Raw genomic sequence first — 24,310 nt, forward strand, 5'->3', positions numbered from 1 at the left:
AAAAAGAAATTTAAAATTGAACAATGAAAATTTAGTTTTGCCAAGCGTCTAATTCATCATTGAGGTATTTTTGATGAGATTGATTAGACAAAATAGTAGTTTTATCTTCTTTTTCTTCTACCAAAAACCAAGCTATCCCAAAACCCAATGAACAAATGACGCTAATAGCAATAAACAAAAACATATACACAGCCAAATCATCCACATTGGTAGGATAAAATAAGGTTTTGAGCAATCCGAACAAGCAAAAAACTTGCACGACAAGCAAAGAACAAAGAATAACACTTACTATAAAAGGTAAGACTTTGAAAATTTGGCTAATACGCAAACCTACTTTTTCAAGCGTATTATAGTCTTTGCGAATTTGTCCATACTGATTGATGTAAGTACGTGAAAGTTTACTTTTTTGCGTTTTCATAAAAAAGTGGTTTTAAAATTTTGCATTAAGCGTAACACCAAATGTTCTTGGAGCTGCTGTTCTTACACTTCTTCCAAAACTACTGTCAGGGTTTCCAAAGGCTAAATACCTTTCATTGTTCAGGTTTTGCCCCCAAAAGAATAAGCTGTAATTGTCGTAATTCAAACCAATTCTTGAATTGATTAGTGTATAACTTGGCTGTTGTATTTGGTTTTGAATATCGGTATAGTAACTGCCAATATTCCGAACTTCGCCACGAACAACTGCTTTCAAGTTTGTGCTGATAGCATATTCATATTGAGCACCAAAGAAAATAGTGTGGCTTGGTGCATTAGATAGACTATTGCCACCAATTGCAGTTGTGGTTTCAACACCTGTTCCGAAGTTTACCCGCTTTAAATCAAAGCTTTTGTACTCTGTTTGGTTCAAACCAAAACTTCCGTCAAGTTGTAAGCCTTTTACTGGAATAGCCGAAACTTCCAATTCCAAGCCCATTGATTGTGCATCACCTACGTTTTCACGAGCATAAGTAAATGGAGCAACCAAATTAAAGAATTGCAAATTTTGCCACTGGATTAAAAAAGCAGATGCTCCAATACTCAATTTATTGTTTGCCAAGAAAGTTTTGTAGCCTACTTCGTAATTATTAGAATATTCAGGGTCAAAAGTTTGGCGAACATTAGCTGGAACTTTTTGAGCATTTACGCCACCTGCACGAAACCCACGAGTGTATGTAACATAAATATTTGAACGGTCATTAAGGGCATAACTCAAAGCAAATTTTGGTGAGATGGCTGAATAATTCCCACTTACGGTTGTGTCGGGGTTGATTTGAGTAAAAACTCCACCTGTAAATACGGCATCACCAAAACCGTTAAAGGTAGCTTCACGTTTTTCATAGTCATAGCGTAAACCCGCTGTTGCTTTCAATTTTTGTGTAAACTGATAACTCAACTCTCCAAAACCTGCAAGCCCAAAGTTATTTGCCTTGTTTCTGAAAATAGAATAAGTATCAGGAAAAAATGGGCTTTCAAAGGCTAGGTTGGTTGATGGTTCATAACCCACTTGTGAAAAACCATAAAACCCTGCCGTGTATTGCAATTTGCTTTCGGAATTTGAATTGATACGCAATTCTTGGCTATACACTTGTTGCGGTGGCAATTTTTCGCCAATAGCACTTTTGTAAAATGAATGGTAAAAACCCGGAAAGTCAATATCTTTAAAAGATAAGTCAATGGTTTGATAGGCAGTAATTGAAGTCAAGGTAAACTTATTCCCAAAGTATTTTGCTACCAAAGATGAGTTCAAAATATTACGTTCGTGTTCGCCTACTCTTGCCAAATTGATTTTGTCAGGATTTGCCAATGCTAAATCTCTATCCGCTTGTGAAACAAAAAAGCCTGTGTTATTGCTCCAATCTCTTTGTCCTTTAAGGTTTAGTGTTAGGCTTAGTCTTTTGGTTGGCAACCATTTTAAATACATATTGCCATAAAGATTTTTTTCTCCACCTACTGTTCTGCCGTTGGCTGAAGCGTCTGTTGCACCTGTTCCTGTGGTATCGTTTTTCCAATAGCCGTCTTGGGTTTGGAAAAGTCCATTCACACCAAAGAATAATTTATCCTTGATGATGGGTGTTTTAAAGCCAATACTATGGCGTTGCAAGCCCAAATTGCCTGCGCCAACTTCTGCAAATCCAGTGGTTCTGTTGGTCGGTTCTTTAGTGATGATGTTTACTACACCGCCCATTGCATTTCGTCCAAACAAAGTTCCTTGTGGCCCACGCAACACTTCTATTCTTTCAATGTCAGTAAAAGCAAAACCATTGGCTAAAATGTCAATATTGTTTACATCGTCAATATAAGTTGAAACGGCAGGGTTTTCACTGAATACCTGAATACCACGAATGGATTGTACTTGTTGAAATGGTACACCTAATTCCTGATACGTGTAGTTGGGAACTAATGCCGTCAATCCGCCAAGCCCCCAAGTTCTTGTATCTTCAATTTTTTGGGCAGAAAGTGAAGTGATAGAAGTAGAAACCTTTACAATGTCTTCTTCACGCTTGTTGGCAGTTACAACCACTTCACCCAGTGTTTGAGTATTTTCTGACAGCGTTACATCAACTGTTAAGGATTGGTCGGTTACTTCTATTTTTTGAATTTTGGAAGCGTAACCAATAGCACTGAATTGAATTTGATAAGTGCCTTTATTTAGGTCTAGGCTAAAATTACCATCTTTGTCTGAAACTGTTCCGCCTGAACTATTTAAGACAGCAATATTGGCAAAAGCAACTGCTTCGCCTGTTTGAGATTTAATTGTCCCTTTTATGTTTTGAGCAAAACTGCTCGTTGCCCAAAGGCATAACATTACTGCAATGATGTTTTTGAAACTCATTTTTGAATCTGATTAAATGTTAGAAATTATGAACTTGGCATATGTACATAACATACCCCAAAAGCAAGCTGCCGAAGGCAGTTGCTTTGCTTTTTGTTTGGGCAAAGTCCAAAAAAAACATTAAATCAAATTGAGTTTTGGTGGTCGGAAGATGTCTTTGATGTACGAAGAAGTATGAAAACTATTGTCGTATGCAGCGTTGAGTTTACTCAAATAGATGTCTGCATACTTTATAAAGTCATAAGGCTTTGAAAAATAGCAATAAAGAACTTCGTATTTTTCCTTCTGATTTGTCGGGGCTTGTTTTTGTTCCTTTTCGTCTGCTTTGTCGAGTTGCTTTTTCAAATAACATTTACCTTGGCAAGTATTGTTCTTGATTTCTTTCTTTACGCAAAGTGTCTTAGCGATGCTTTCTTGATTGAATTTAAAGGAAACGACAATCCATATCTTGCTAAAAGGTTGCAAGAAAATGAGAAGGGCTAATATGATTGTCGTTGCCTGTTTCAATTCGGGTGCAAAAGTAATTCTTTATGTCGTGGTATCCTTGTCAAAATGCTTGTTTTTTGTCAGTAAGTCCGTTGGTTTGCGGTCGTCCTAAAATAGCATATAACGTAAAAATGTTTGCGAAGGGTGGGATTTAATAGCACTTTCCACAAGGTTTATAGAAAGTACAAAAGCAAAAATTACGCATATCACCCGCCTTTTGGCTACGCCGATTTTCAATTCGCAAATAGAATGTTGGCTGATGTAACTATTCTTTCTTGCTCAAAATACGCATTTTTTGCAGCAATTTTTTTTCCTTTTGCCAAAAAAAATCAAATTGTCCCAACAAAAATCCATACACCAAAATCAAAATTTGGTAAGCAGGAAAAACAAACAAGATATAAACAAGGCTTTTCAGCCAAAAAGAAGTTTCATCAGTAAAACCCAATATGCCAAATAAAGTTTTTCGCAACAGAACAACGGTTGAGCCTGTAAGCGTAAAAACAAGCAAAACCATTATCACTTGAAAGGTGCTTTTGAGTTGCCATTTTTGCATTAATTTTTGCAAAAAATATATTTTTAAAGTGTTTTCCATTGATTATCAGAAATTTTAAAACCAATAAGGTTTTTATAAACCTTATTGGTTGGGTTAAAAATTATTTCATTTGTAAGATAAAATCGGCTAACTTTTCCAAATCAGCATCAGAAATTTGTCCTTCAAAACCGGGCATTGGTGGGTAGCCTTCACGCTTTCTACCTGGTACTTTTATCCATTTGATAAGCCCTGCTTTGTCCGAAGCGTAGATTTCTTGCATTTCCAACACAGGCGGACCCACTAATTTTTTGTCTTTGGCGTGGCAAACCGAGCATTTCGTATCCCAAATACTTGCCCCCGTAACTTCTAAGACTTCCTCTTTTTTTGCATCAGGGTTATTTTTGGCTTGCTCCACTTGCGCTAAATAGGCTTCGGTGTTCTTTTCCATTGCCGCGCGGTGTGGTGCAAGGGCATTGGCGCGGTACAAATGCCGTCCTGTTCCCATAAAAACAACCGTTAAGGAAAGCAAAACCGCTATTCGGGTGAAATATTTGCCAATTTCTTCGGCTTTAGCAGTAACTTCTTTCCACAAATACCAAGTCGGAATAATGGCAATGCCTGCACCTGTTAAGATAGTCAAAATCATATCCATTCCCAAACCTTGATTGGGTAAGGTAAACAAAATAACCGGTCCGAAAAGGAATTGGGCAATAGAACACGCAAAAGCAATGCTGTAAAAACGCTTTTGAAAATCGTAACGGGTGTACTTTTTAAAATACTCCTCAAAAGGAAACGATTTTCGGCTTATCCAATAAAAAAGAAACAAGGCGGTTACCGTCAGCGAAGCATTAAAAAAGTGAAAATAGCGTGGAAAAACATTGGGCAACAACAACGCATCAAGAAAACCACCCACTACCGACCATTTGTCGGGGAAAAGCATTAGGTTAATATTTGTCAAAAATACCAGTGGAATAAACAAGAAAATAGCCATCGGCAAAGTCAAAATAGCGACGTGCAAAGGGCGGTTATTTTCCAATTTTTCATAAGTATATTTGTGCAAATACAAGACCAATAAGGCAATACTTACCAACGGAATCACCATTATCCAAACCAAACCTGTAAGGGCATTGGCGGAATAAAAAAACTTAGTATAAAGCGTATTGATAATCAAAAGGGGAGCAACACCCATTACGATAGCCAAACTTTTATTGACCGTTATGGTAGCGGCTATTTCCTTAGAAAGTTTGTAGTAATCATCATTTTTGATACCTAAGGCTTCAAAAAATAGGCACAAAAGCGTACCCCCTACCATCAAGTTGATAAACAAGATGTGTGCTAAGAAGCTCACTATCAAAAGTACCACCAACAGCCATTCGGGAAGTGGCAAAGGCAACGGAATATCTCTACCAATATCAACCGTTTGTAGCAATATAAATCCAAATATAGAAGTCATTGAGAATTTAATTTAGAATGTTAGAAAAACCCCAAACCAAATTGATTTGGGGAAAAACTGTTTAGGCTTCCACTGCAAACCAAGATTGACAATAACCGTTAGGGTGTACTATGCCTGCAAAAAGCTGACAACCACCACACTCACCTTCTTGGGCAGGGGCTTTGTAAAAACGACAGTTTGCACAGTTTTTGGCTGCGTCAGGCGTTTGCGAAACGTATTTTAGGCTTTCCCGCTTTTTGATTTCGGTTTCGCTTAAACCAGACAAATCATCACAAGCATCAGCCGCCAATTCTTTTTTGGCTTCTGCACAACTTGACAATAGGCTTGGTACGGCAATAGCAGCCCCCATCAAACCCAAACTTTTTATAAGAAATTCTTTACGAGAAATCACGATTGAAAATTTAACTTAGAATGTTAGAAAATTAGGATTAGGCAAAACGCATTTTGCCCAATCCTTTTTTAAGAAAATGCCCAAAACAAGAGCAATAGCAAGATTAAAGACAAGATAACCAGCATAGCGAGCCGTAAAAGTTCTTGTAAACTTCTGGCTTCATTCTGTACGTCTTGTTCGGTAGGCGCTTGGCTTTTTGGCTTATTTTTGGCTCTTGGTTTCATCTTACCTTGCCGAAAGTTTGACATCTACTTCTTGTTTTTTACGTGCCAATTCCTCTTGCTTTTGTTCCATTTCTTTCACAAAAGCCAACAGTCGTGCATTTTCTTCCTTTGAAATAGCCGTTTGTCCAAAAGTATGAGTTTCTGGGTCAGGAAAATATTGCAAGACCTTAATATAATTCACCAAGGCATCCAATTCCTTTTCATTACCCGGAAAAGGCGGCATATAATAGCGGGCATTGTGCATATTTTTGATGTATCTTTTCATAGCATCTGCACTCCAAGGTTCATCTACCGTTCCGTACATATTTCGGAATTTGTCGGTAATGGCATTGGCACCATTTGTTGTGTGGCAACGGCTGCAAGAAAGCATAAACACATTTTTCCCTGCTTCTACCAAGTTATCTTCTGTTACTTCTTTGGTACTTACAAAAGATGCGTGTTTCAAAATACCGTCCTGTTTGAAAAGTGGGTAGTCCTCCACACGCATCGTGTTGGAGTACATATAACCACCTATCACATAAGGTTTTCTGACAAACTCTCTCACCCGCTCAAACATTCCCAAAGTAGCAAAAAGCACCACAATAGGGGCTACAAAAGCCAATTTGGGGTAGTTTAGGCGAGGACGAAGGTAGGCGAACAAGGCAAAGGCAATCACACCTAACACACCACCAATCAGCAATTTGGAAAGCGTGTCGTACCAACTTTGAAACTGCTGCATACCTACCGCAACCGACATATTATTGACCATCATATCAGGTATCACATTCCAATACCACAAGCCGCCTACAATCGTTGGTAAGGCACAAATCAATATCCAAGCGGAAGTAAAACGAGTGGCTTTGAAACGAATTTCAGAACCTTTTTCGGTAAAAAAGTACGTCATTGCCAAAGCAAAAGAAGCTCCCATCATTCCCGCCAAAAAGGTACGGAATAGGAGTTGTGGCAAGTAAATAGGATTGGCAAAACCCATTAAAAGACTTTGGTCATTGTGCCAATTTCCTGGGTCCATCATAAAACCCAAAATGGCCACGATAATTGCCATTGTTATCCAAGAGAAAACCGCCAAGCCGTAACCCACTTTAAAATGGTTTAATTTGGCACGCCCTTTTGTCCATTTTTGCCAAGTTAAATAATAAAGCATTATCAAAACTACTTCGGTAACAAAAACAATCCACTCAATAAACCATGCGGAAAAGAACACCCTGATAAGCGAACCAATAGAGTTTGGATTGACCAAAGCAGCCGAAAACCAAATCCCTACGCCTGTCATTGCCCCAACGGTAGTGGTTACAATAAAGGCGGTTTTCATAATTTTATAGGCAAGTTTATCCCAATCAGGAAAGTTTTGCTTAATGCCCAAAAATTCCATTCCCACAATTACGGGAATAAGCCCAACAGCAAGGGCGTGATTGATTAATACGTGAGTAATGGCTATCACTATAAATAAGAAGCGATTACCAACCCAACCTAAATCAAAGATTGGAAAGTCCATATTTTTAGAAATTTTAAATTCGTTGAAATGATTTTAAGTTGTGAAAAGGCACAACAATCCTTAGCTAATCGTTTGAAAACGAAAGCCATAGAGCTAAACCGACAAAAACTTTGGTTTAGCAACAAACAACGAATTTAAACTTTGGGCGGGTGGAAGATTTCTGAAAGTGCTTTTTGGGTAAAAGGCTCTTGATAAAAAGCGTTTAAGCCTTGTTTTCCTAGGCAAAAGCCATTTTTAAATTGGAAAGCGAATTTATCTACAAAAAATAGGTTAAAAGCGGTAAATTGGTGATTTTCAGTTGTATTGCGGTTTTTTTCTTCGTGTTTCTTCTTGATGTAATCTATAAATTCTTGATACTCTTGACTAACTGTTGTACCAATCGTATCGGTAACGGCAATTAAATCTCCCGTAACTTGGTCGTAGGAAACCGTAACAATCACTTTTTGCTCTTTACAAGCCGAAATAAAGTTAAGCATCACAAATTCTAATACAAACGACAAACCCAACAAACAGACTACTAAGGTTTTAGTCAGCTTGATGAGTTGGAATTGTTTGGCAATATGTGATTTTTGTTTCTTCATTTTTCAGCCGCAAATATACTAACATATTTTTTGTTTGAGTAAAATGTTTTATTTTTTTGTTATATCAGCTAACGTCAATCTGTCCAAAAACCAACTCTTGTGAAGATAGCAAAAAGCCAAGAAAAATCCATAGCTTAGGGAATGAAATTTATACTCGGCAAAAACAGGGCTACTTACAGCCTCACAGATCCGCTGGAAGCACTCATTTCGCCTGACAATGTAGTGCGACGGATAGACCTTTTTGTAGAAAGTTTAGACTTAGCTCCTTTGGGCTTTTGTGGCTAATTTTAAACCACTTATAGGAAAGATATTTTGTGTTTTTCAAAGTATTCGTACCCAATGTGCATCTCGCTACGAGCTTGTATCGCCTTGGTACAGCGTATTTTAATGGGTTTTTAGACAGATTGACGTTTGGCAGCTTTGCGAAGGCGGGGATTTTCAGCACTAAAGTTCAATCGAAGCACCGCAGTTTGCTTAAGCACTAAACTATCATAGAAGGCGGTCAGCCCCCATTGCGGCAAGCCGATGTTAGCGGGTCGTGGCCTTGTCTGCATACTCAATAATTCTATCAACTAAGTCTATAAATATTTGGGATTTTTTTCCGTCAGCCCAAGCAAGTTCAAGTGTCTTTGCAACTGCTAAAGGATTTTTTTCTAAGTCTCCTGCATTGTCGTAAAATGCTGAAGCTTTATCTCGGTAAGTTTGCCAATCTGCTCCAAATTCGGCTTTGATTGTTTCAGTTAAGTTTGTCTGCCAGCAGCTTAAGTTATCTTTGAAAATATTTGCTGTAGGCCACTCACTTTCAGTGCCGTGTCCCTGAATTGTTAGAATGGCTTTATTGTCTTTCTTGTGCTTTGTAATTTCATCAGGTCTAGTTTTGTTGGTATCAGCGTCAAAAATCACTTTAACAGGTATCCCTAAAAGTTTTGCCATTGCTAGAGGTTTAATTAGTCTGTTCTTGCCATCAACAGGAACAAGGTGGCAACCATTCTTTCTAAAATCAATGATTTTACCTGTTAGCATCAAATATGAAGTAATATACGCAATGTCTTCTTGTCCTTCAACTAGATAAAGAACTTTGCAAAAAAACATTTCATTTATCGTAGGACTTAGTGAGGGATAAAGTTTGGCAACCATTCCAGTCTCCCTTAAATGTCTTTCTCCAACAGTTGCTAATTCCTTCGAAAGGTCGTCATATGATACTGATGTGATTTTAGTAAAGCTTGGATTGCCACACTCTCTAACGATTCTGATTTTATCAAAATTGTCTCCAGGAATGAATAATGGATTATGTGTGCAAACAAGGATTTGAGAACCTTTATCTGAAAGGTCAATAAGAGTCTCTGCTAAATATCTTGCCTGAGGTGGATGTTGATATAACTCAGGTTCTTCAATCCCCATAATTAATGTTGTTGGTGCATTCTCCTCTTCCAATAAAGCCAACTCTTGCAAAAGTGCCAGCATATAAGACCTTTGTAAGCCGTGGCCAAATCTTGCCAAATCACCTTCAAAGCCCCTTTCGCCAATCTTGATATATGCAGCTGGTTCTTCAACCTTCACTGATTTTTCGGGGTCTTGTTTCCATAGAACTTTTGCACTGAGGTTTGGATGTGCCCAAGCAGTAAGACGATTTTGTAATGACGATGAAATGTCGTCTAAAGCCGATTGTTCAGCATCAAGTAGAGCTTGATATTGTTCTCTTGCTTTAGCTCTTAATTCATTAACTTTTTCATCAAAATTAATTTTTGATCTAACTGTCCTTGCAAGCAGTTGTCCTAATGCTGAAGTTTTTGATTCTTCGCCTTCTTCCGTAGCGTCTTTAACTGCTGGAACAAATACCCATTGAATATGAGGTGCCAATCTGTTCGCTCCACGTGATGCTCCATAAAACTGGTCTTCGCTTGGAATTAAAATGCATTTGTCAGGATTTGAGCTTTCATATTCTTGTAAAGCTTCAATCATGTCAGCCTTTGACGTTGCACTTCTTAAATCAGAGTATTTTGATTGAAAACCTGTATAAATTTCCTTTAGTTCTGCTACTTTCTTTTGTTCCTTGTCAGCTTCAAAGAATTTACGAAAATCTTCTATTCCTAATCTATTACCAAATTGTTTTACTTCTGCTCTTTCGGTCGATTGGTCATATTTTGCAACAGCTGTTACGATTAATTTATCTTGTCTAACATAGTCTTTTAAATCTTCCTTTGCTTGTTCCGATAAGTCTTTGAAAGTAACTGTAATTCTGATATCTTTTGAAGTGTCTTTATGATGAAAGTCACTTTCAGTAAGTTTACTCAGGTCAGTCTTACTGTCTTTAAACTGACGAAAAAATAAGTTAAGTGCATAAAAAACGGTCGACTTGCCTGCTCCGTTTGGACCAACAAAACAAGAGTAGTCATCAAGGATTATTGTTTCGTCCTTGTATGACCTGAAATTTTCAATTCTTACTGATTCTATTTTCATGTGTTGATTGTCTTTTTGCCATGCCCGCTAACGTTTTCGGGCTTTGCGTTCGGGCGGGTTTCGAAGCACTTCACTGTCAACCAAGCACAAACTTTGATAGAAGCACAAAACTTGATTTAACCACTGAACCGCCACTTTTGGGTAGGTGCTGTTGTGCGTTCGGCTTTCTTTTCTATACATTTTTATGTAGTTCAATTTCTGGCATTTCATCCCAAGTTTTGCCTTCCAAAAGTCGTCCAGTTTTCTTTTTGTTTGTCCCGCCCCATTGTTTGAAAAAGAAGGCTACGTCTGCGTCCAAACATTGATTTTTTATGTCTGTAACCCATTCTTCTTTCATAGGTCTTGGCTTTCGTCCGCTTTCACCACCCACAATTACCCAATCTATTCCTGTCAAGTTCATATTGGGAATTGCACCGATTAAAGGTTCACAAGAAAGGAATTTAACTCTTGCACCTGTCTCACGAAGCAAGTCAATTCTTTTGGTTACTTTATTGTTCTCTACTGAAACGCCCATCCAAATATTGTGTGTCCAATCCAACCAACCTTCACTATCATAATACCGTAAAAGGTCGGCTCTCTTAGTCAATACCTGAAAAACGTGTTGAGGATTATCTTTCATTACTTTGAAAACCTTCCTAATAAAGTCAATCGGAACGTCTTTGTGAAAAAGGTCGCTCATAGAGTTTACGAAAACAACTTTTGGTTTTTTCCAAGTATATGGCGTTTGTAATTCGTCTTCGTGAATGGTTATTTCAAAATTGTTCTTGTATTTCTCAACACCCATTGCTTGCAACCGCTTTGACATAACTTCTGCATAACAGAATTTACATCCTGCTGAAATCTTTTCGCAACCAGTTGTTGGGTTCCAAGTCATTTCAGTCCATTCTATGCTTGATTGTGCCATAATTATCTTAGGTTAAAGGTAACTTTTTTATTGTCTTTCTTGAAGTAGTTGTATGCAATGTAAAATGATTTTTTTCTTGCTTTTTCACCATTTGCAGTCAAGACTTCCAAGTCACCATTGTTTTGCCAATTGTAAAAAATTTCGTTTGTGTGCTTCGGTAAAAAGCCTTGTCTCAATGTAAACTCATATACTTCTCCGTTATAACGCTTTTTAGATTTTAAAAATTCTTTCAGTTTAGTTTCAAGTGGATTTGTTTTGCGTTCGTGGAATAGGCTGGGTGTATTACCTGCGTAATCCCAACCTTTACCGTATTCAGTGTCTATTTCCCATTTGGCTTCTAACATTTTCTCAAATCCTTTTATGTGAGAAGTGAAAAAGAACAAACAAAAGACTGTGTTCGTGTCTTTCTGAATAGTAAATGTGTCAACAAAAAAGTTATTTCCTAAAAAGTCTTGGAAACCTTGTTTTAATTCTGAAATGAAGCTCCAAACATTTCCTGGTCTCCATTCGCTGAAATTTGGAATTATCTCAGTTATAAAATCCTTTAACGCTTCTGGTGTTCCGTTATTTGCAAAGCGATACATAAACTGTGTCGGAAGCCATAGAAGAACTTCTGAACTTCCTTTTGACATTAAGTTTTTTATCTGACTTGCTTTGATATGTTTGTATTCGTAAGGGTCAATGAAAATAAATGCTTTTTGATTAAGCGCTTTTAGTTTAGGAAGTTGAGAAAGAAGATTTTCATATTGTAGTTGATAATCTTCTGTTGAAAAATACAAGTCGCCAAATTCGGGATAATATAATGACTTGTCTTTTAAGGACTGCGCAACTTTCTTGACTTTGCTTTCTTCAATGTCATTGAAATGGCAATCAATTTTAGGTATGCTGGAAGCCTTAGCAACGTTTACAGAATGAATGTCTTTAATTTGTCGCATTGTTACCAGTGGACTTCCTTCACCACCATTTTCATAAAGTCCTTCACCGCAGAACAAGTCATAAATTTTAATGCGTTTTGTATATCCGTCATTGCAAATAATGTTCAGGTATCTTTTTAGATACTCTCCAAGAAGTCTTACTTTTGCTTCTGAATGGTTTAGCAGATTTGTTTTAACGTCCTTTTTTGTCATATGTGGTGTGTCTTTTTAAGCTGACCACTAACGTCAGTCTGTCCAAAAACCAACTCTTGTGAAGATAGCAAAAAGCCAAGAAAAATCCATAGCTTAGGGAATGAAATTTATACTCGGCAAAAACAGGGCTACTTACAGCCTCACAGACCCACTTGAAGCACTCGTTTCACCTGACAATGTAGTGCGACGGATAGACCTTTTTGTAGAAAGTTTAGACTTAGCTCCTTTGGGTTTTTTTGGCTAATTTTAAGCCACTTATAGGAAAGATATTTTGTGCTTTTCAAAGTATTCGTACCCAATATGCGTCTCGCTACGGGCTTGTATAGCCTTGGTACAGCGTGTTTTAATGGGTTTTTAGACAGATTGACGTTTTGGGGCTTGGCGCAGTGGCGGATTTCGGAGCACAAAACTGTCAATACACCACAAAAGTTGATGCGAGGTAGAATGTTCAATTAACCACTTCACCAGCCATTGAGCCAAACGCCTGTTAGCGGTTCGGGCATTTATTTCACTAAGTTGTAAATTGTTGTTCCTAAGTTTTCAATAAAACCTATAGTTCCCGTAACGTCTGCATTAGTTATTGTTCTTTTTGTTTTATAAATAGGTTCAATATCCGCTTCGTGAGCAATCATATTTCGTCTATCTACAATTAGATTTAAACGGTTTTTAATATTTTGTTCTGTTTCTGCCATTGATACTGAAACTTGTTGCCAAAGTTGTATTGAGTTGAATAAAGCAATAGCTTCTTTAATTTTGTCAGGTCTTTGAAATGTTTGCCACCCAAGTCTTCTTCTAATTTCTGATTCAAATGTAACAAGAGGTGGAACAGCGGTAATTGAACTCATAAATCCTAATGTAACATTGAAGTCATTATACTTGGTTGTTACAACTCTTGTTCCATTAAAAATTTCGCACATTCCAATTATTGCAAGCTCGTGAATTAAGTGGTCAATGGCACTTACGCTTAATACGATACAAGAACGGAGAATTGGGCTTGTGTCAACAAGAGAAGATGAAGGCACATTAATGCTTGTAGAAATAAGGTGAGTTTTTCTTACTTCTTCTATGTTCGTCAAAAATTGTAAAAATGCCTGATTCATTAATTCGTCATATTTTCAACGTCATCTGCAAGAGTGTTGAACACCACTAAAAATCTATCACGAATAATTTTGTATTGTTCTAATACAGTTCCAACACCAAGCAAATTGTCAGGGACTTCATAAACAGGAATTCTTCCTATTTGTGAACGCGGAATAAGTCCTGAAAAGCTTGGGATTTTTGCTAAACAGTAACCTTCAGTTGCTTGGTCTGCTTTGTATTTACTTGCATCTAACAACATTCCCTCTGGAGAAATAGCGGGAATAAGTGATGTGGTAACTGCGGTTGCAACTTCGTCAATCCATTTTTGAAATGCTTCAGATGGTTCTCCATTTCTAATGGTAAAATTTTGCACAATTGTTCCTAAGAACTTTGTTGAAGTTGAGGGGAACGGATATGAACTATCGCTAAACGCAACCCTCGCCATTTTCGCCCATTTTTCCCATTTCGGCAAAACTCCACTTAACGAGTTAATTGCCATTACTGAAAAATAATCGGGTGAAGTTGGAACCAAAAAATAATCAGAAAGGCAAAATAGGTTTTGATTTATTGAACTCAAGCTTGGGTTCATATCAATAATTAAATAATCTGCATTGTATTTGGCAGATACCGATTCAAAAAAGCTATTCATTGCGCCAGGCAAATTCTTCAATGTCGGTATAGTATTTGAAAGTTGATGCGCAATACTTAGGGGCACTTCGTATTCAGATAAAGCAATGTGCCCTGCAACTAAATACAAATTTTCGTTTTCAGGTATTTGATAACAATCTATTGGTGCTAATGGAATTGGTGTCGCTTCAAATGCAGGGGAAATTCCCGCTTTTAAATTGTCATTTGGTCTGGTGATATAAAAATTGTCAAAATCATCACCTAATACCAATCCCGTCAAGTTGCATTGAGGATCAGCATCAACCATTATTACTTTTTTCCCGTTTCTTGCAAGTTTCCAAGCAAGATTGTATGATGTTGTTGTCTTGCTAACCCCACCTTTATGATTGAATAAACAGATTTTTTTTGTCATTGTATTTGTTTTTTCAATTCGTTTTATTGTCGTTTATAGACTTTCTCATTTGCCTGACCGCTAACATCTACTTATTATACGCACTTTAGTTCGCATTTTTGTTTATTTGCAGATATGGTACTAATAATACAAACCTCTGTTCATAAAAACAAATATCACTTTGGCCTGAAGGCTGCGGAGTGCGGAGCCATCGTGTGTACGCCACTCAGGCGCAAGCGGCTTAGAAACATCCGAGCGCCAGCTCTGCGATAGCTCCCTGCGTTGGTTGTGGCTTGTGATTAAAGATACACACTTAGGGCTGAAGACACAAATCATCGAAAGGGAATTATAGACGTATATATGACTGCACACGACTGGACATATTGGCTTTCGTCCTTGTTGTGCTTATCCCCCCTTGTTCTTGACACCTCCTATTTAACCGCAAAGGACGCAAAGTATGCGCAAAGAACACCAAGGGGGGCATATAAGGATTGATTTTATGCTGGGGGCGTATTATCCGTTCTTTGTCGCAAACACCCAGTGTTGTGCCTGTACTAAATGCTCTTCGAGAATTGTATGGGGCATTCCTTGTTTGACTGCCAACTGTACATTTGCGCCCAACTGCTCATAAATGGCTTTGGAGGCTTGGGTGCGCTCTAGGGGCACGTGTGGGTCGCGGTCGCTATTGACCATCAGCACGGGGGTTTGCTCAAAACTACCTTGGTAGCGCTCGGGCACCAGCTGCTCCCCTATCAGGCCGCCAATGAAGGCTACAACGCCTCCGAGCGGCTGTGCCTGTCGGGCGGCAACTTCCAGACTCAGGCAGGCCCCTTGCGAAAAGCCCAGCAAATAAATCTGCCGCGCCGGAATGTGCGCCTGCAAGTCGGTCAATAAACGGCTTACCGTTTCGATGGCGCTGCTCAGCCAAGGTTCGTTCTGTGCTTCGGGAGCCATAAAGCTGTAAGGATACCAAGTATGTTGCGCCGCTTGTGGTGCCACTAGGTGATCGCCGGGGCGGGCAAAATACGCCCCTAATGAAAGGATGCTCTCTGCGCTGGCTCCCCTGCCGTGTAGACAGACAAGGGCACGTTGGGCTTCTGCTAGCGGCGTTCCTTGGGTATGTAAATCGTATGGATGCATATTTTTTTGATTTTGAAAGTGTCGTATTCGTAGTCTGTATGAATTGTCGGGGTCTGGTCGCTATGGGGAATACGCCACCGGACATTTTTGGAAAAATAGCTCTGGAAACTCCAGCGCCGAGGCAAGCTGAGGCCTCATTTTGGGGGTAAAATGAGCCTGAGCCCACAGTGGGGTTTGAAAAATGTTCAATGGCGTGTATGGGGAATTAATTTTATTAACATATTATTTATTACAAAATAATTTTCATTCGCCCACAACTAGCTGATTACAAGGCCATTCAGGGCCTTTAGTCCATAAACTTATCGACATTCAGCTCGATGTCTACCAAACCTTGGGCTATCTGCTCTCGGTTTTGTTCTTGCCAAGGCGGGAGCTTTAGCCCTTGTCCGAGGGTTTCGAGCGGCTCGTCAAAAGTAAAGCCAATGTCGCTAGTAGCGATTTCGAACAACACCCCTCCCGGCTCGCGGAAGTAGATAGAGTGGAAATACTGTCGATCGAGCACTGGCGTTACGTTATAGCCCGTACTGAGCAGTGTTTCTCGGATTTCGACTTGTGTATTGTCATCAGGCGTAGCAAAGGCCAGGTGGTGTATCGTACCGCTTCCTCCTAGTCCTTTGGCCACCTCTGGCGCACATACGATATCGACAAAGTCGCCGGCTTTGCCTGTAGGCGAAAACCGAAATCGGTTGCCCTTCTCGGCCACAAGTTGGTGTTGCATTTTTTCGGTAAGCAGTCCACCAGTACGCTCATAGCCATCTTCGGTGAGCGAAACACCATAAAAACCCTTCACGGCATACTCCAATGGTATTTGACCATACGAAAACCCTGGGCGGGTATCGGTAGTATTGGCTACCAGCTCAACCCCGAGGCCGTCATTGTCCTCAAAATACACAAACACCTCTCCGTCAAACCGTTGCTGGGGTGTGGTATGTGGGATACCAAACTTCTGCAAGCGCTTCAGCCAATAGTCTAAGGAGTTGGCCGGAATAGAGAAAGCCGTTACAGTCATTTGCCCCTTGCCTTTACGCCCTCGTGGCAGGCCTTGGTAAGGGAAAAACGTCATAATCGTGCCCGGATCTCCGGCCTCATTCCCATAGTAGAGGTGGTATACATCAGGCGCGTCAAAGTTGATGGTTTTCTTGACCATTCGGAGGCCGAGCAGCCCGGCATAAAAATCAAGGTTCTTTTGTGCATCCGAAGCCAGTGCGGTTACGTGATGCAGTCCGGTGATAGTATTGTTCATAAAACAAACGTGATACGGTGAGCAATCATTTGTATATAAAACAATCTGCCCAACGAATAGTCGATAGGATAATTCGGTTATATTTGTCAAAACTTCGGTTGCTGTTTCCATATTTTCTCCAAGCCAATGCCTCCTCAACACGTCCTCACCTTCTCAGACTTTGATGCCTTACACCAAACCATTGGCTCTAAGGTACGCAGCACACACCAAGAAGTGCAGGTATTTCGGTATGAAGATATCGGTGAGCGGGTCTTGCCTCGGATGCCGCTTTTCCGCACTAATTTTTACCAAATTGGCCTGATGCGTCGTGCCAATTTCCGGCTGCATATTTATGAGCAAGAGTATGCGCTCAATCGGCAATGTGCGGTGGTGATGTTTAAGCCGGGGCAGCTGATTCAGTTTGAGAGCGACCCCGCTTGGGAAGGTTATGTACTGCTTTTTAGGGATAGCTTTGTCTCGGCTGTTGTGGGCAGCGAGCAAAGTGCCGGACTAGCCTTTTCTGTCTTAGACCCTTGTACGCCTTCTTTTGCGCCCGTAACAGAGGCTGTTTTTGCAGAGCTGGCCCAAGTATATGAGCAAATGATTGCTGCTTACGAACAGTCTGCCCCCGAGGCGCTCACTGTGTTGTCTTTGTATATTCAGATTTTACTCCATAAGCTCGAACCACGTTGGCACAAAAGCCCTACGCTCAGTACGGCATTTTCGGCACGAAAAACCCATCTTGTCTATCAGTTCAAACAACTCATTCCCCAATACATCCAGCAAACCCGCAAAGTAGAAGACTACGCGGCCATGCTGCATATCAGCCCCAAGTACCTTGTGGAGCTTGTGTCGGCCATCACCGGCAAGCCTCCCAAAGCACACCTGCAAGATATGTTGGTGTCTGAACTAAAAACAGTCTTGCGCCATAGCCAAACATCTATGGGGCAGTTGGCCGCTGCTTATCACTTCAAAGACCAAGCGCAGTTGAGTCATTTTTTCAAAAAAAATACGGGGCGCAACCCCTTAGATTATCGGAACGAACACACCACTGGACATTTTTGGAAAAGTAGCTCGTAGCTCCAGCTACGAGACAAACTTGTTGAGCGACGTAGTTGCGACAACATAGCTAGACTTACGTCACCTAGTTGATACCATCACAGCAGCCAAAAAAAAGAGGTACGCGTGGCGTACCTCTAATTGAGAAGTCGTTCCTACTGTTGTAGGGCTTAGGATTATTCCTGAGTCGACTCAGGGGCTTCAGGGGCAGCAGATTCAGTAGAATCAGCTTTTTTCTTGCCACCACGGCGGCTACGACGCGTTTTGGTCTGAGCAGCAGTATCCTCTTGCAAGAGCAATTCGTTGAAGTCAACCAATTCGATCAAGCACATTTCGGCGTTATCGCCCAAACGCGTTCCCAATCGGATGATGCGGGTGTATCCCCCAGGACGATTGGCGATTTTATTGGCAACAGTATCAAAAAGTTCTTTTACAGATTCTTTGTTTTGCAGGTAGGCAAATACCGTACGACGGTTGTGCGTCGTATCTTCTTTTGCCTTAGTCAAAAGTGGCTCTACATAGCCGCGTAAAGCCTTTGCTTTGGCAACTGTAGTCTTGATACGCTTATGGATGATAAGCGAAGAAGCCATATTGGAGAGCATCGCTTGGCGGTGCGAAGCGGTACGTCCGAGGTGATTGAATGACTTTCCGTGTCTCATGAGTTGTGATGTTTATAGGCGGCGAGACCTTTAGCCCGTGCCTAGGCGGTGATTATTCTTCTTCTAATTTGTACTTAGTAACGTCCATCCCGAAGGTCAAGCCTTTTTCAGCGACGAGCTGCTCAAGCTCAGTCAATGATTTTTTTCCGAAGTTTCGGAACTTCATCATATCTGAGATTTCAAGCTTTACCAAATCGCCAAGGTTTTTAATTTCGGCAGACTTGAGGCAGTTGTAAGCCCGAACCGAGAGGTCTAGGTCGCTGATAGGGGTTTTGAGCAGCTTGCGCATGTGTAGGAAGTGCTCATCGACCTGCTCTACCTCTTCTTTGTCGCCGGTATCGAGTACGATGTTCTTGTCAGTGAAGAGCATAAAGTGCTGAATCAAGATATTGGCAGCGCCTTTGAGTGCTTCTTCGGGGTGGATAGAGCCATCTGTAGTAATGTCAAGAATAAGTTTTTCGTAGTCCGTACGTTGCTCTACGCGGGTATTTTCTACGATATACTTTACATTACGGATGGGCGTGAATATCGCATCCACGGCGATGTATCCTGATAATTGCTCTACATTCTTTTGCTCTTCAGCCGGCAGGTAGCCCCTCCCCTTTTCGATGATTACCTCTAGCTCAAGGTCTACCGACTCATCGAGATTGCAGATAACCAGCTCAGGGTTCAGGATTTGGAAGGCAGTACTGAACTTGCCTAGGTCTCCTGCCGTGAGGGTGCTTTGGTTTTTGATGACCGCAACAATCTTGTTATCAGGCACATCGGCGATTTTTTTCACGCGCACCTGTTTGAGGTTCAGGATGATTTCAGATACATCCTGTACGACCCCTTTGATGGAAGAGAATTCGTGCAACACGCCGGGGATTTTCATGCACGTAATGGCATATCCCTCTAGCGAGGAGAGCAGCACGCGGCGCAGGGCGTGGCCGATGGTGAGACCATAGCCGCGCTCAAGCGGTTGGAATTCGAAGACCCCGTTGAAGTCGTTGGTCTTCTCCATCATAATCTTTTCAGGCGTCTGAAATGATAATAGCGACATGCTTCAAAGTAGTTTGGGTGATAACAAAGAAAAAGGTCAATTATTTAGAGTACAACTCGACGATGAGCTGCTCTTGGATTTTCTCAGGGATTTGGTCGCGCTCTGGATACGTTACAAATTTACCTTGAAGTGTAGAAGTTTCCCATTCTAGCCAGGGGTAGCGTTTGCTGCTGCGAGCGCCGAGGCTATTGGCGATTACTTCGAGTGATTTTGACTTTTCGCGTACACCGATAATGTCGCCGGGGCGCAACTCCATAGAAGGGATGTTGGCAATTTCACCGTTGACAGTGATGTGTTTGTGAGAAACCAGCTGACGTGCTGCGCGGCGAGTAGGGGCAATGCCCAAACGATAAACGGTATTGTCTAAGCGAGCTTCTAAGAGTTGGAGCAAGATTTCGCCGGTGATGCCTTGGCGGCGGGCGGCCTTGTCAAAAGTTTTGGCAAATTGGCGCTCCAATACGCCATAAATGTACTTTACTTTCTGCTTTTCTGCCAACTGTACGGCATATTCAGAAGGTTTTCTTCTTCTGCCGCGTCCGTGTTGCCCGGGACCATAATTCTTCTTAGTAAGTGCCTTGCTGGGGCCGAGGATAGCTTCGCCAAAGCGGCGGGAAATTTTTGATTTCGGACCTGTGTATCTTGCCATTGTGTGTAATTAAAGATAATGAGTGGAATAAAAATGGTGAATTAGGTTTTACAATAAGATAAAAGCCGGGTAACCTGTCCGTATCAGTATACCCGCTTTTAGTTATTGCCGAGCGCTGTGGCGTTATACGCGACGGCGCTTGGGGGGGCGGCAGCCGTTGTGGGGCAGCGGCGTTACATCACGAATTTGCGTAACTTCGATACCTTTGCTTTGAATAGTACGAATTGCTGATTCGCGGCCTGAGCCGGGGCCTTTCACAAATACTTCCGCTTTGCGCATACCGAGGTCATAAGCTACCTGGGCGCAATCTGCTGCGGCTACCTGAGCGGCATAGGGCGTATTTTTCTTAGAGCCTTTGAAGCCCATTTTACCGGCTGAAGCCCAAGAAATTACCTGGCCGGTGCTATTGGTAATAGAAATGATGATGTTGTTGAATGAGGCGCGGATGTGTACTTGACCTACCGGCTCTACGACAACAACTCTCTTTTTGGCTTTATCTTTTCTCTTATTGCTCATATCGCTTATAATTTAAGGCTTGGCGCTATGCCTCGCGGCGGAGCGCTCAGCACACATTATTTAGTAGCTTTTTTCTTGTTGGCTACAGTCTTACGTTTTCCTTTACGGGTACGAGAGTTATTTTTAGTTCTTTGACCGCGCAAGGGAAGCCCTTTGCGGTGGCGTAGTCCTCGGTAGCAAGCAATATCCATCAAACGTTTGATGTGTAACTGCACTTCTGACTTGAGCGCGCCTTCTACCTTAAACTCAGTGGCGATGATGTTACGAACGGCGTTCGATTCCTCATCGGTCCAATCGATTACTTTCTTGTCTGAGCTGATTCCTGCCTTGAGCAAGATTTTTTGAGCCGTGCTACGGCCTATTCCGTAGATATAGGTGAGGGCAATTTCGCCACGCTTTTTATCCGGAATATCTACACCTGCAATACGTGCCATAGTTTAACCTTGTCTTTGTTTGAATTTAGGGTTTTTCTTGTTGATTACGTAGACTTTACCTTTGCGGCGGATTACCTTGCAGTCGGCGCTACGTTTCTTGATAGAAGCCTTTACTTTCATGGTTCTGTTGTTTATTTATAGCGATATACTATTCTTGCTTTGGTTAAGTCATAGGGCGACATTTCGAGCTTGACCTTATCACCGGGGAGGATTTTGATGTAGTTCATCCGCATCTTACCCGAGATATGGGCAATCACTTCGTGCCCATTTTGTAATTCTACCCGGAACATGGCGTTGGAGAGTGCCTCCTTGATAGTGCCGTCTTGTTCGATAGATTTCTGCTTTGCCATACTTGTTATTACGATGCTAAGTTTTGTTCGATATACTCAAATGTTGTCAGTATTTCATAACCGCCATTCCGGACGGCCACGGTGTGTTCGTAGTGTGCCGAGGGTTTTTTGTCTGCCGTTACAATTGTCCATCCATCGCGTTGAGTAAGGACATTGCGCCGGCCAAGGTTCACCATCGGCTCTATGGCAATTACCAAGCCTTCGTGCATTTTGGCTCCACGACCGCGTTTGCCAAAGTTGGGTACTTCGGGGCTTTCGTGCAAGTCTTTGCCGAGGCCGTGGCCTACCAATTCGCGTACGACAGAGAAGCGGTGCTTCTCAACATACTGTTGGATAGCGTAGCCAATATCGCCAATGCGGGCTCCTGAAGCGACTTGCTCTATGCCTACATAGAGCGACTCTTTGGTAACCCGCAGGAGGGTCTGCACTTCTTCGCTGACCTCTCCTACGGCATAAGTATAGGCGCTATCGCTATGAAAGCCTTGGTAAAACACACCACAGTCTATCGAGACAATATCACCATCACGAAGTTCGTAGTTGTTAGGGATACCGTGTACTACGGCCTCGTTTACGGAGATGCAAAGCGAGGCGGGGAAGCTGTTGTATCCTTTGAAAGAAGGCTTGCCCTGGTGGTCGCGAATGAACTCTTCCGCACGGCGGTCGAGATCTATTGTACGGACTCCGGGCTTGACCATCTTGGCTACTTCGCCGTGAGCCTTGCCCAAGATTTGGGCGCTGGCTTTGATGATAGCAATCTCTTCTTCTGTTTTGTAATATACCATAAATAGTTCCTACGCCAACGCTAGGCTACTGCAATATCTTGAGAACGACCTTTCACTTTTCCTGATTTCATCATACCCTCGTAGCGTTTCATCAGCAAGTAGCTATTGATTTGCTGGAGTGTATCCAATACTACGCCCACCATAATGAGTAGCGAAGTACCACCATAGAATTGTGAAAATTCGATTTTTACGTTGAACAAAACTGCTAAAGCAGGCAAAATCGCTACAATAGCCAAGAATATAGACCCCGGCAAAGTAATCTTTGACAAGATAGAGTCGATATGTTCTGAGGTAGGTGCGCCGGGCTTTACGCCTGGGATGAACCCACCGCTACGCTTCATATCGTCTGCTATTTGGTTGGGGTTGATAGAAATGGCTGTGTAGAAATAAGTAAACACAATGATGAGCAACACAAAGAGTAGATTGTACTGCCAAGAGGTATAGTCTTGGAAGGTTGTCGCGATAGAGGCGGCAAAATCGCTCGATGCAGCAAAATATCCGGCGGTCATGCCGGGTAAGAACATCATTGATTGAGCAAAGATGATAGGCATCACACCGGCAGCATTCACTTTGAGGGGGATGTACTGACGCTGACCACCGTATACTTTGTTACCCACCACTTGCTTGGCATACTGTACGGGCACTTTGCGGGTGGCTTGCGTAAAGAGTACGACGGCCATTACCACAAAGAACAGGGCGATTAGCTCAAGAATCAGCAGGAGCGCTTGGCTGGCGGCAAATCGAGAAGATACCTCTTGCACGAGTGCTGCCGGTAGGCGGGAGATGATTCCGATCATAATCAGCATCGAGATACCGTTGCCGATACCCTTGTCAGTAATGCGCTCACCAATCCACATCGTAAAGATGGTTCCGGCAGTAATGATGATTACTGAGGAAACACGGAAGAACCACAGATCGACCAAGATAGCCTCTGTGGGGATAGTGGTGGTGAGGTAGCCTAGGGCTTGCGCAAAGGTGATGACAATGGTCAGCAGGCGGGTAATCTGATTGATTTTGTTACGGCCTGATTCACCTTCTTTTTGCATCTTCTGAAAATAAGGCATTGCTACCGTCAATAGCTGCACTACGATAGAGGCAGATATATACGGCATAATCCCCAAGGCAAAAATAGATGCCTTGGAGAATGCGCCACCTAAGAACGTATCCAAGAGGCCGAAGATACCTTGTTGGGCAATATCGGCTTTTTGGAGCACGACAGGGTCTATACCGGGAAGTACGATAAAAGACCCCAATCGGAAGATGAGCAATAGATAGACTGTTGTCAGGATGCGAGTCCTGAGTTCTTCTATTGAAAAGATGTTGCGTATGGTGGTGATAAACTTTTTCATGACCTTGCGAATGGAGCAGGCGAGCTTATTGCGCGTCTACGGAGGTGTTACCATGGGCTTTTTGAATCACAACCGCCTTGCCGCCGGCTTTTTCGATAGCGGCGATAGCGCTTGCTGAGAAGGCGTGTGCATGTACCTCGATGGCAGCGCTTACTTCTCCCCTACCCAATACCTTGATGGTGTCGTTCTTAGAGATGAGGCCGTTGGCGGCCAGCAAGGCTAAGTCAACTTGTGAGGCATTGGTTTTTTCGGCCAGGGCTTGGAGGGCATCCAAGTTGATGGCTTTGTAGTCTACACGGTTTGGGTTATTGAAGCCAAACTTAGGTAAGCGACGTTGCAAAGGCATTTGCCCGCCTTCAAAACCTCTTTTCTTGCTGTATCCTGAGCGAGACTTCGCGCCTTTGTGCCCACGTGTAGATGTACCGCCTTTGCCGGAGCCGGGGCCACGCCCTACACGCTTGCTTTTTTTGACGGAACCTGATGCAGGTTTCAGTGTATGCAGTTTCATGGGTCTTACTTGTTTCTTATCATGTAATGGTGCGCCATTGGGA

Annotated in this window: 28 protein-coding genes; 3 read left to right on the top strand and 25 right to left on the bottom strand. The window is 41.8% G+C overall.

The genetic code is table 11. From position 1 onward, the window contains the following. Positions 1-31: 31 nt before the first annotated feature. From G499_RS0106470 to G499_RS0106515, 8 genes are all read right to left on the bottom strand, one after another. A complete protein-coding gene (locus tag G499_RS0106470) occupies positions 32-418 on the bottom strand; it encodes a hypothetical protein (protein WP_026999272.1) in 387 nt (128 codons plus the stop codon). 12 nt (positions 419-430) lie between these two features. Then, positions 431-2,812, bottom strand: coding sequence for a TonB-dependent receptor (locus G499_RS22390; RefSeq protein WP_081413674.1), 2,382 nt, complete (start codon positions 2,810-2,812; stop codon positions 431-433). A 120-nt stretch (positions 2,813-2,932) separates the two neighbouring features. Then, the gene (locus G499_RS21985; RefSeq protein ID WP_051295995.1) at positions 2,933-3,319 is read right to left on the bottom strand and encodes a hypothetical protein; all 387 of its coding nucleotides are present in this window, start codon (positions 3,317-3,319) and stop codon (positions 2,933-2,935) included. A gap of 244 nt (positions 3,320-3,563) precedes the next feature. Further along, positions 3,564-3,890: a DUF6787 family protein gene (locus G499_RS0106490; protein WP_026999274.1), complete on the bottom strand. Its 327-nt coding sequence runs from the start codon at positions 3,888-3,890 to the stop codon at positions 3,564-3,566. Between the two features lie 61 nt (positions 3,891-3,951). Further along, a complete protein-coding gene (locus tag G499_RS0106495; protein WP_211231590.1) occupies positions 3,952-4,866 on the bottom strand; it encodes a c-type cytochrome in 915 nt (304 codons plus the stop codon). Between the two features lie 478 nt (positions 4,867-5,344). After that, on the bottom strand, positions 5,345-5,674 hold the full coding sequence (locus tag G499_RS18960; RefSeq protein ID WP_154658339.1) for a high-potential iron-sulfur protein: 330 nt from the start codon (positions 5,672-5,674) through the stop codon (positions 5,345-5,347). A 225-nt stretch (positions 5,675-5,899) separates the two neighbouring features. Then, entirely contained in the window at positions 5,900-7,390 is a 1,491-nt protein-coding gene (locus G499_RS18965; RefSeq protein WP_081413675.1) for a c-type cytochrome, read from the bottom strand. Positions 7,391-7,524: 134 nt separating this feature from the next. Further along, positions 7,525-7,971 carry a hypothetical protein gene (locus G499_RS0106515; protein ID WP_026999276.1) on the bottom strand — a complete coding sequence of 149 codons (447 nt, stop codon included), beginning with the start codon at positions 7,969-7,971 and terminating at the stop codon, positions 7,525-7,527. 141 nt (positions 7,972-8,112) lie between these two features. Between G499_RS0106515 and G499_RS21705 the strand changes: the two genes are divergently transcribed. Next, positions 8,113-8,256: a hypothetical protein gene (locus G499_RS21705; RefSeq protein WP_154658340.1), complete on the top strand. Its 144-nt coding sequence runs from the start codon at positions 8,113-8,115 to the stop codon at positions 8,254-8,256. Positions 8,257-8,499: 243 nt separating this feature from the next. Here the strand turns inward: G499_RS21705 and G499_RS21455 are convergent, their stop codons facing one another. The 3 genes from G499_RS21455 to tcmP form a co-directional block, all read right to left on the bottom strand. Then, positions 8,500-10,431 carry an ATP-dependent nuclease gene (locus tag G499_RS21455; RefSeq protein ID WP_026999277.1) on the bottom strand — a complete coding sequence of 644 codons (1,932 nt, stop codon included), beginning with the start codon at positions 10,429-10,431 and terminating at the stop codon, positions 8,500-8,502. 172 nt (positions 10,432-10,603) lie between these two features. Next, positions 10,604-11,335 (bottom strand): DUF5131 family protein, encoded by a 732-nt coding sequence (locus G499_RS0106530; RefSeq protein ID WP_026999278.1) that lies wholly within the window; start codon positions 11,333-11,335, stop codon positions 10,604-10,606. A gap of 2 nt (positions 11,336-11,337) precedes the next feature. Continuing rightward, complete coding sequence (tcmP, locus tag G499_RS0106535) at positions 11,338-12,462, bottom strand: three-Cys-motif partner protein TcmP (RefSeq protein WP_026999279.1); 1,125 nt, start codon at positions 12,460-12,462, stop codon at positions 11,338-11,340. A 100-nt stretch (positions 12,463-12,562) separates the two neighbouring features. On the opposite strand from tcmP, the gene G499_RS21710 reads away from it, so the two are divergent. Then, a complete protein-coding gene (locus G499_RS21710; RefSeq protein ID WP_154658341.1) occupies positions 12,563-12,706 on the top strand; it encodes a hypothetical protein in 144 nt (47 codons plus the stop codon). A gap of 259 nt (positions 12,707-12,965) precedes the next feature. Here G499_RS21710 and G499_RS18975 read toward each other — a convergent pair whose 3' ends face one another. The 4 genes from G499_RS18975 to G499_RS0106560 form a co-directional block, all read right to left on the bottom strand. Continuing rightward, on the bottom strand, positions 12,966-13,562 hold the full coding sequence (locus G499_RS18975; protein ID WP_051295999.1) for a HEPN domain-containing protein: 597 nt from the start codon (positions 13,560-13,562) through the stop codon (positions 12,966-12,968). Continuing rightward, the gene (locus G499_RS0106550) at positions 13,562-14,581 is read right to left on the bottom strand and encodes a ParA family protein (protein WP_026999280.1); all 1,020 of its coding nucleotides are present in this window, start codon (positions 14,579-14,581) and stop codon (positions 13,562-13,564) included. The genes G499_RS18975 and G499_RS0106550 overlap by 1 nt, the downstream gene beginning before the upstream one ends. A 492-nt stretch (positions 14,582-15,073) precedes the next feature. Continuing rightward, positions 15,074-15,700 carry an alpha/beta hydrolase gene (locus G499_RS0106555; protein WP_026999281.1) on the bottom strand — a complete coding sequence of 209 codons (627 nt, stop codon included), beginning with the start codon at positions 15,698-15,700 and terminating at the stop codon, positions 15,074-15,076. 286 nt (positions 15,701-15,986) lie between these two features. Next, the gene (locus G499_RS0106560) at positions 15,987-16,943 is read right to left on the bottom strand and encodes a VOC family protein (RefSeq protein ID WP_026999282.1); all 957 of its coding nucleotides are present in this window, start codon (positions 16,941-16,943) and stop codon (positions 15,987-15,989) included. 126 nt (positions 16,944-17,069) lie between these two features. Here G499_RS0106560 and G499_RS20975 point away from each other — a divergent pair, with 126 nt between their 5' ends. Continuing rightward, positions 17,070-18,002: a helix-turn-helix domain-containing protein gene (locus G499_RS20975; protein WP_051296001.1), complete on the top strand. Its 933-nt coding sequence runs from the start codon at positions 17,070-17,072 to the stop codon at positions 18,000-18,002. Positions 18,003-18,157: 155 nt separating this feature from the next. Here G499_RS20975 and rplQ read toward each other — a convergent pair whose 3' ends face one another. The 10 genes from rplQ to rplO all read right to left on the bottom strand — a co-directional run bounded on the left by rplQ (position 18,158) and on the right by rplO (position 24,267). Continuing rightward, on the bottom strand, positions 18,158-18,640 hold the full coding sequence (gene rplQ / locus G499_RS0106570; RefSeq protein ID WP_026999283.1) for a 50S ribosomal protein L17: 483 nt from the start codon (positions 18,638-18,640) through the stop codon (positions 18,158-18,160). A 52-nt stretch (positions 18,641-18,692) separates the two neighbouring features. Further along, the gene (locus G499_RS0106575; RefSeq protein WP_026999284.1) at positions 18,693-19,682 is read right to left on the bottom strand and encodes a DNA-directed RNA polymerase subunit alpha; all 990 of its coding nucleotides are present in this window, start codon (positions 19,680-19,682) and stop codon (positions 18,693-18,695) included. Positions 19,683-19,722: 40 nt separating this feature from the next. Then, complete coding sequence (gene rpsD / locus G499_RS0106580; protein ID WP_026999285.1) at positions 19,723-20,328, bottom strand: 30S ribosomal protein S4; 606 nt, start codon at positions 20,326-20,328, stop codon at positions 19,723-19,725. 123 nt (positions 20,329-20,451) lie between these two features. Beyond that, positions 20,452-20,844: a 30S ribosomal protein S11 gene (gene rpsK / locus G499_RS0106585; protein ID WP_026999286.1), complete on the bottom strand. Its 393-nt coding sequence runs from the start codon at positions 20,842-20,844 to the stop codon at positions 20,452-20,454. Between the two features lie 56 nt (positions 20,845-20,900). Further along, positions 20,901-21,278, bottom strand: a complete 378-nt coding sequence (gene rpsM / locus G499_RS0106590; protein ID WP_026999287.1) for a 30S ribosomal protein S13 — start codon at positions 21,276-21,278, stop codon at positions 20,901-20,903. Positions 21,279-21,281: 3 nt separating this feature from the next. Then, positions 21,282-21,398 carry a type B 50S ribosomal protein L36 gene (gene ykgO / locus G499_RS0106595; protein ID WP_026999288.1) on the bottom strand — a complete coding sequence of 39 codons (117 nt, stop codon included), beginning with the start codon at positions 21,396-21,398 and terminating at the stop codon, positions 21,282-21,284. Between the two features lie 11 nt (positions 21,399-21,409). Further along, on the bottom strand, positions 21,410-21,628 hold the full coding sequence (gene infA / locus G499_RS0106600) for a translation initiation factor IF-1 (RefSeq protein WP_026999289.1): 219 nt from the start codon (positions 21,626-21,628) through the stop codon (positions 21,410-21,412). A gap of 8 nt (positions 21,629-21,636) precedes the next feature. Continuing rightward, positions 21,637-22,410: a type I methionyl aminopeptidase gene (gene map, locus G499_RS0106605; RefSeq protein ID WP_026999290.1), complete on the bottom strand. Its 774-nt coding sequence runs from the start codon at positions 22,408-22,410 to the stop codon at positions 21,637-21,639. A gap of 20 nt (positions 22,411-22,430) precedes the next feature. Next, complete coding sequence (secY, locus tag G499_RS0106610) at positions 22,431-23,759, bottom strand: preprotein translocase subunit SecY (protein WP_026999291.1); 1,329 nt, start codon at positions 23,757-23,759, stop codon at positions 22,431-22,433. Positions 23,760-23,784: 25 nt separating this feature from the next. Further along, a complete protein-coding gene (gene rplO / locus G499_RS0106615; protein ID WP_026999292.1) occupies positions 23,785-24,267 on the bottom strand; it encodes a 50S ribosomal protein L15 in 483 nt (160 codons plus the stop codon). Positions 24,268-24,310 lie beyond the last annotated feature (43 nt).

The sequence above is a fragment of the Eisenibacter elegans DSM 3317 genome, from assembly GCF_000430505.1.
Taxonomy (GTDB): Bacteria; Bacteroidota; Bacteroidia; order Cytophagales; family Microscillaceae; genus Eisenibacter; species Eisenibacter elegans.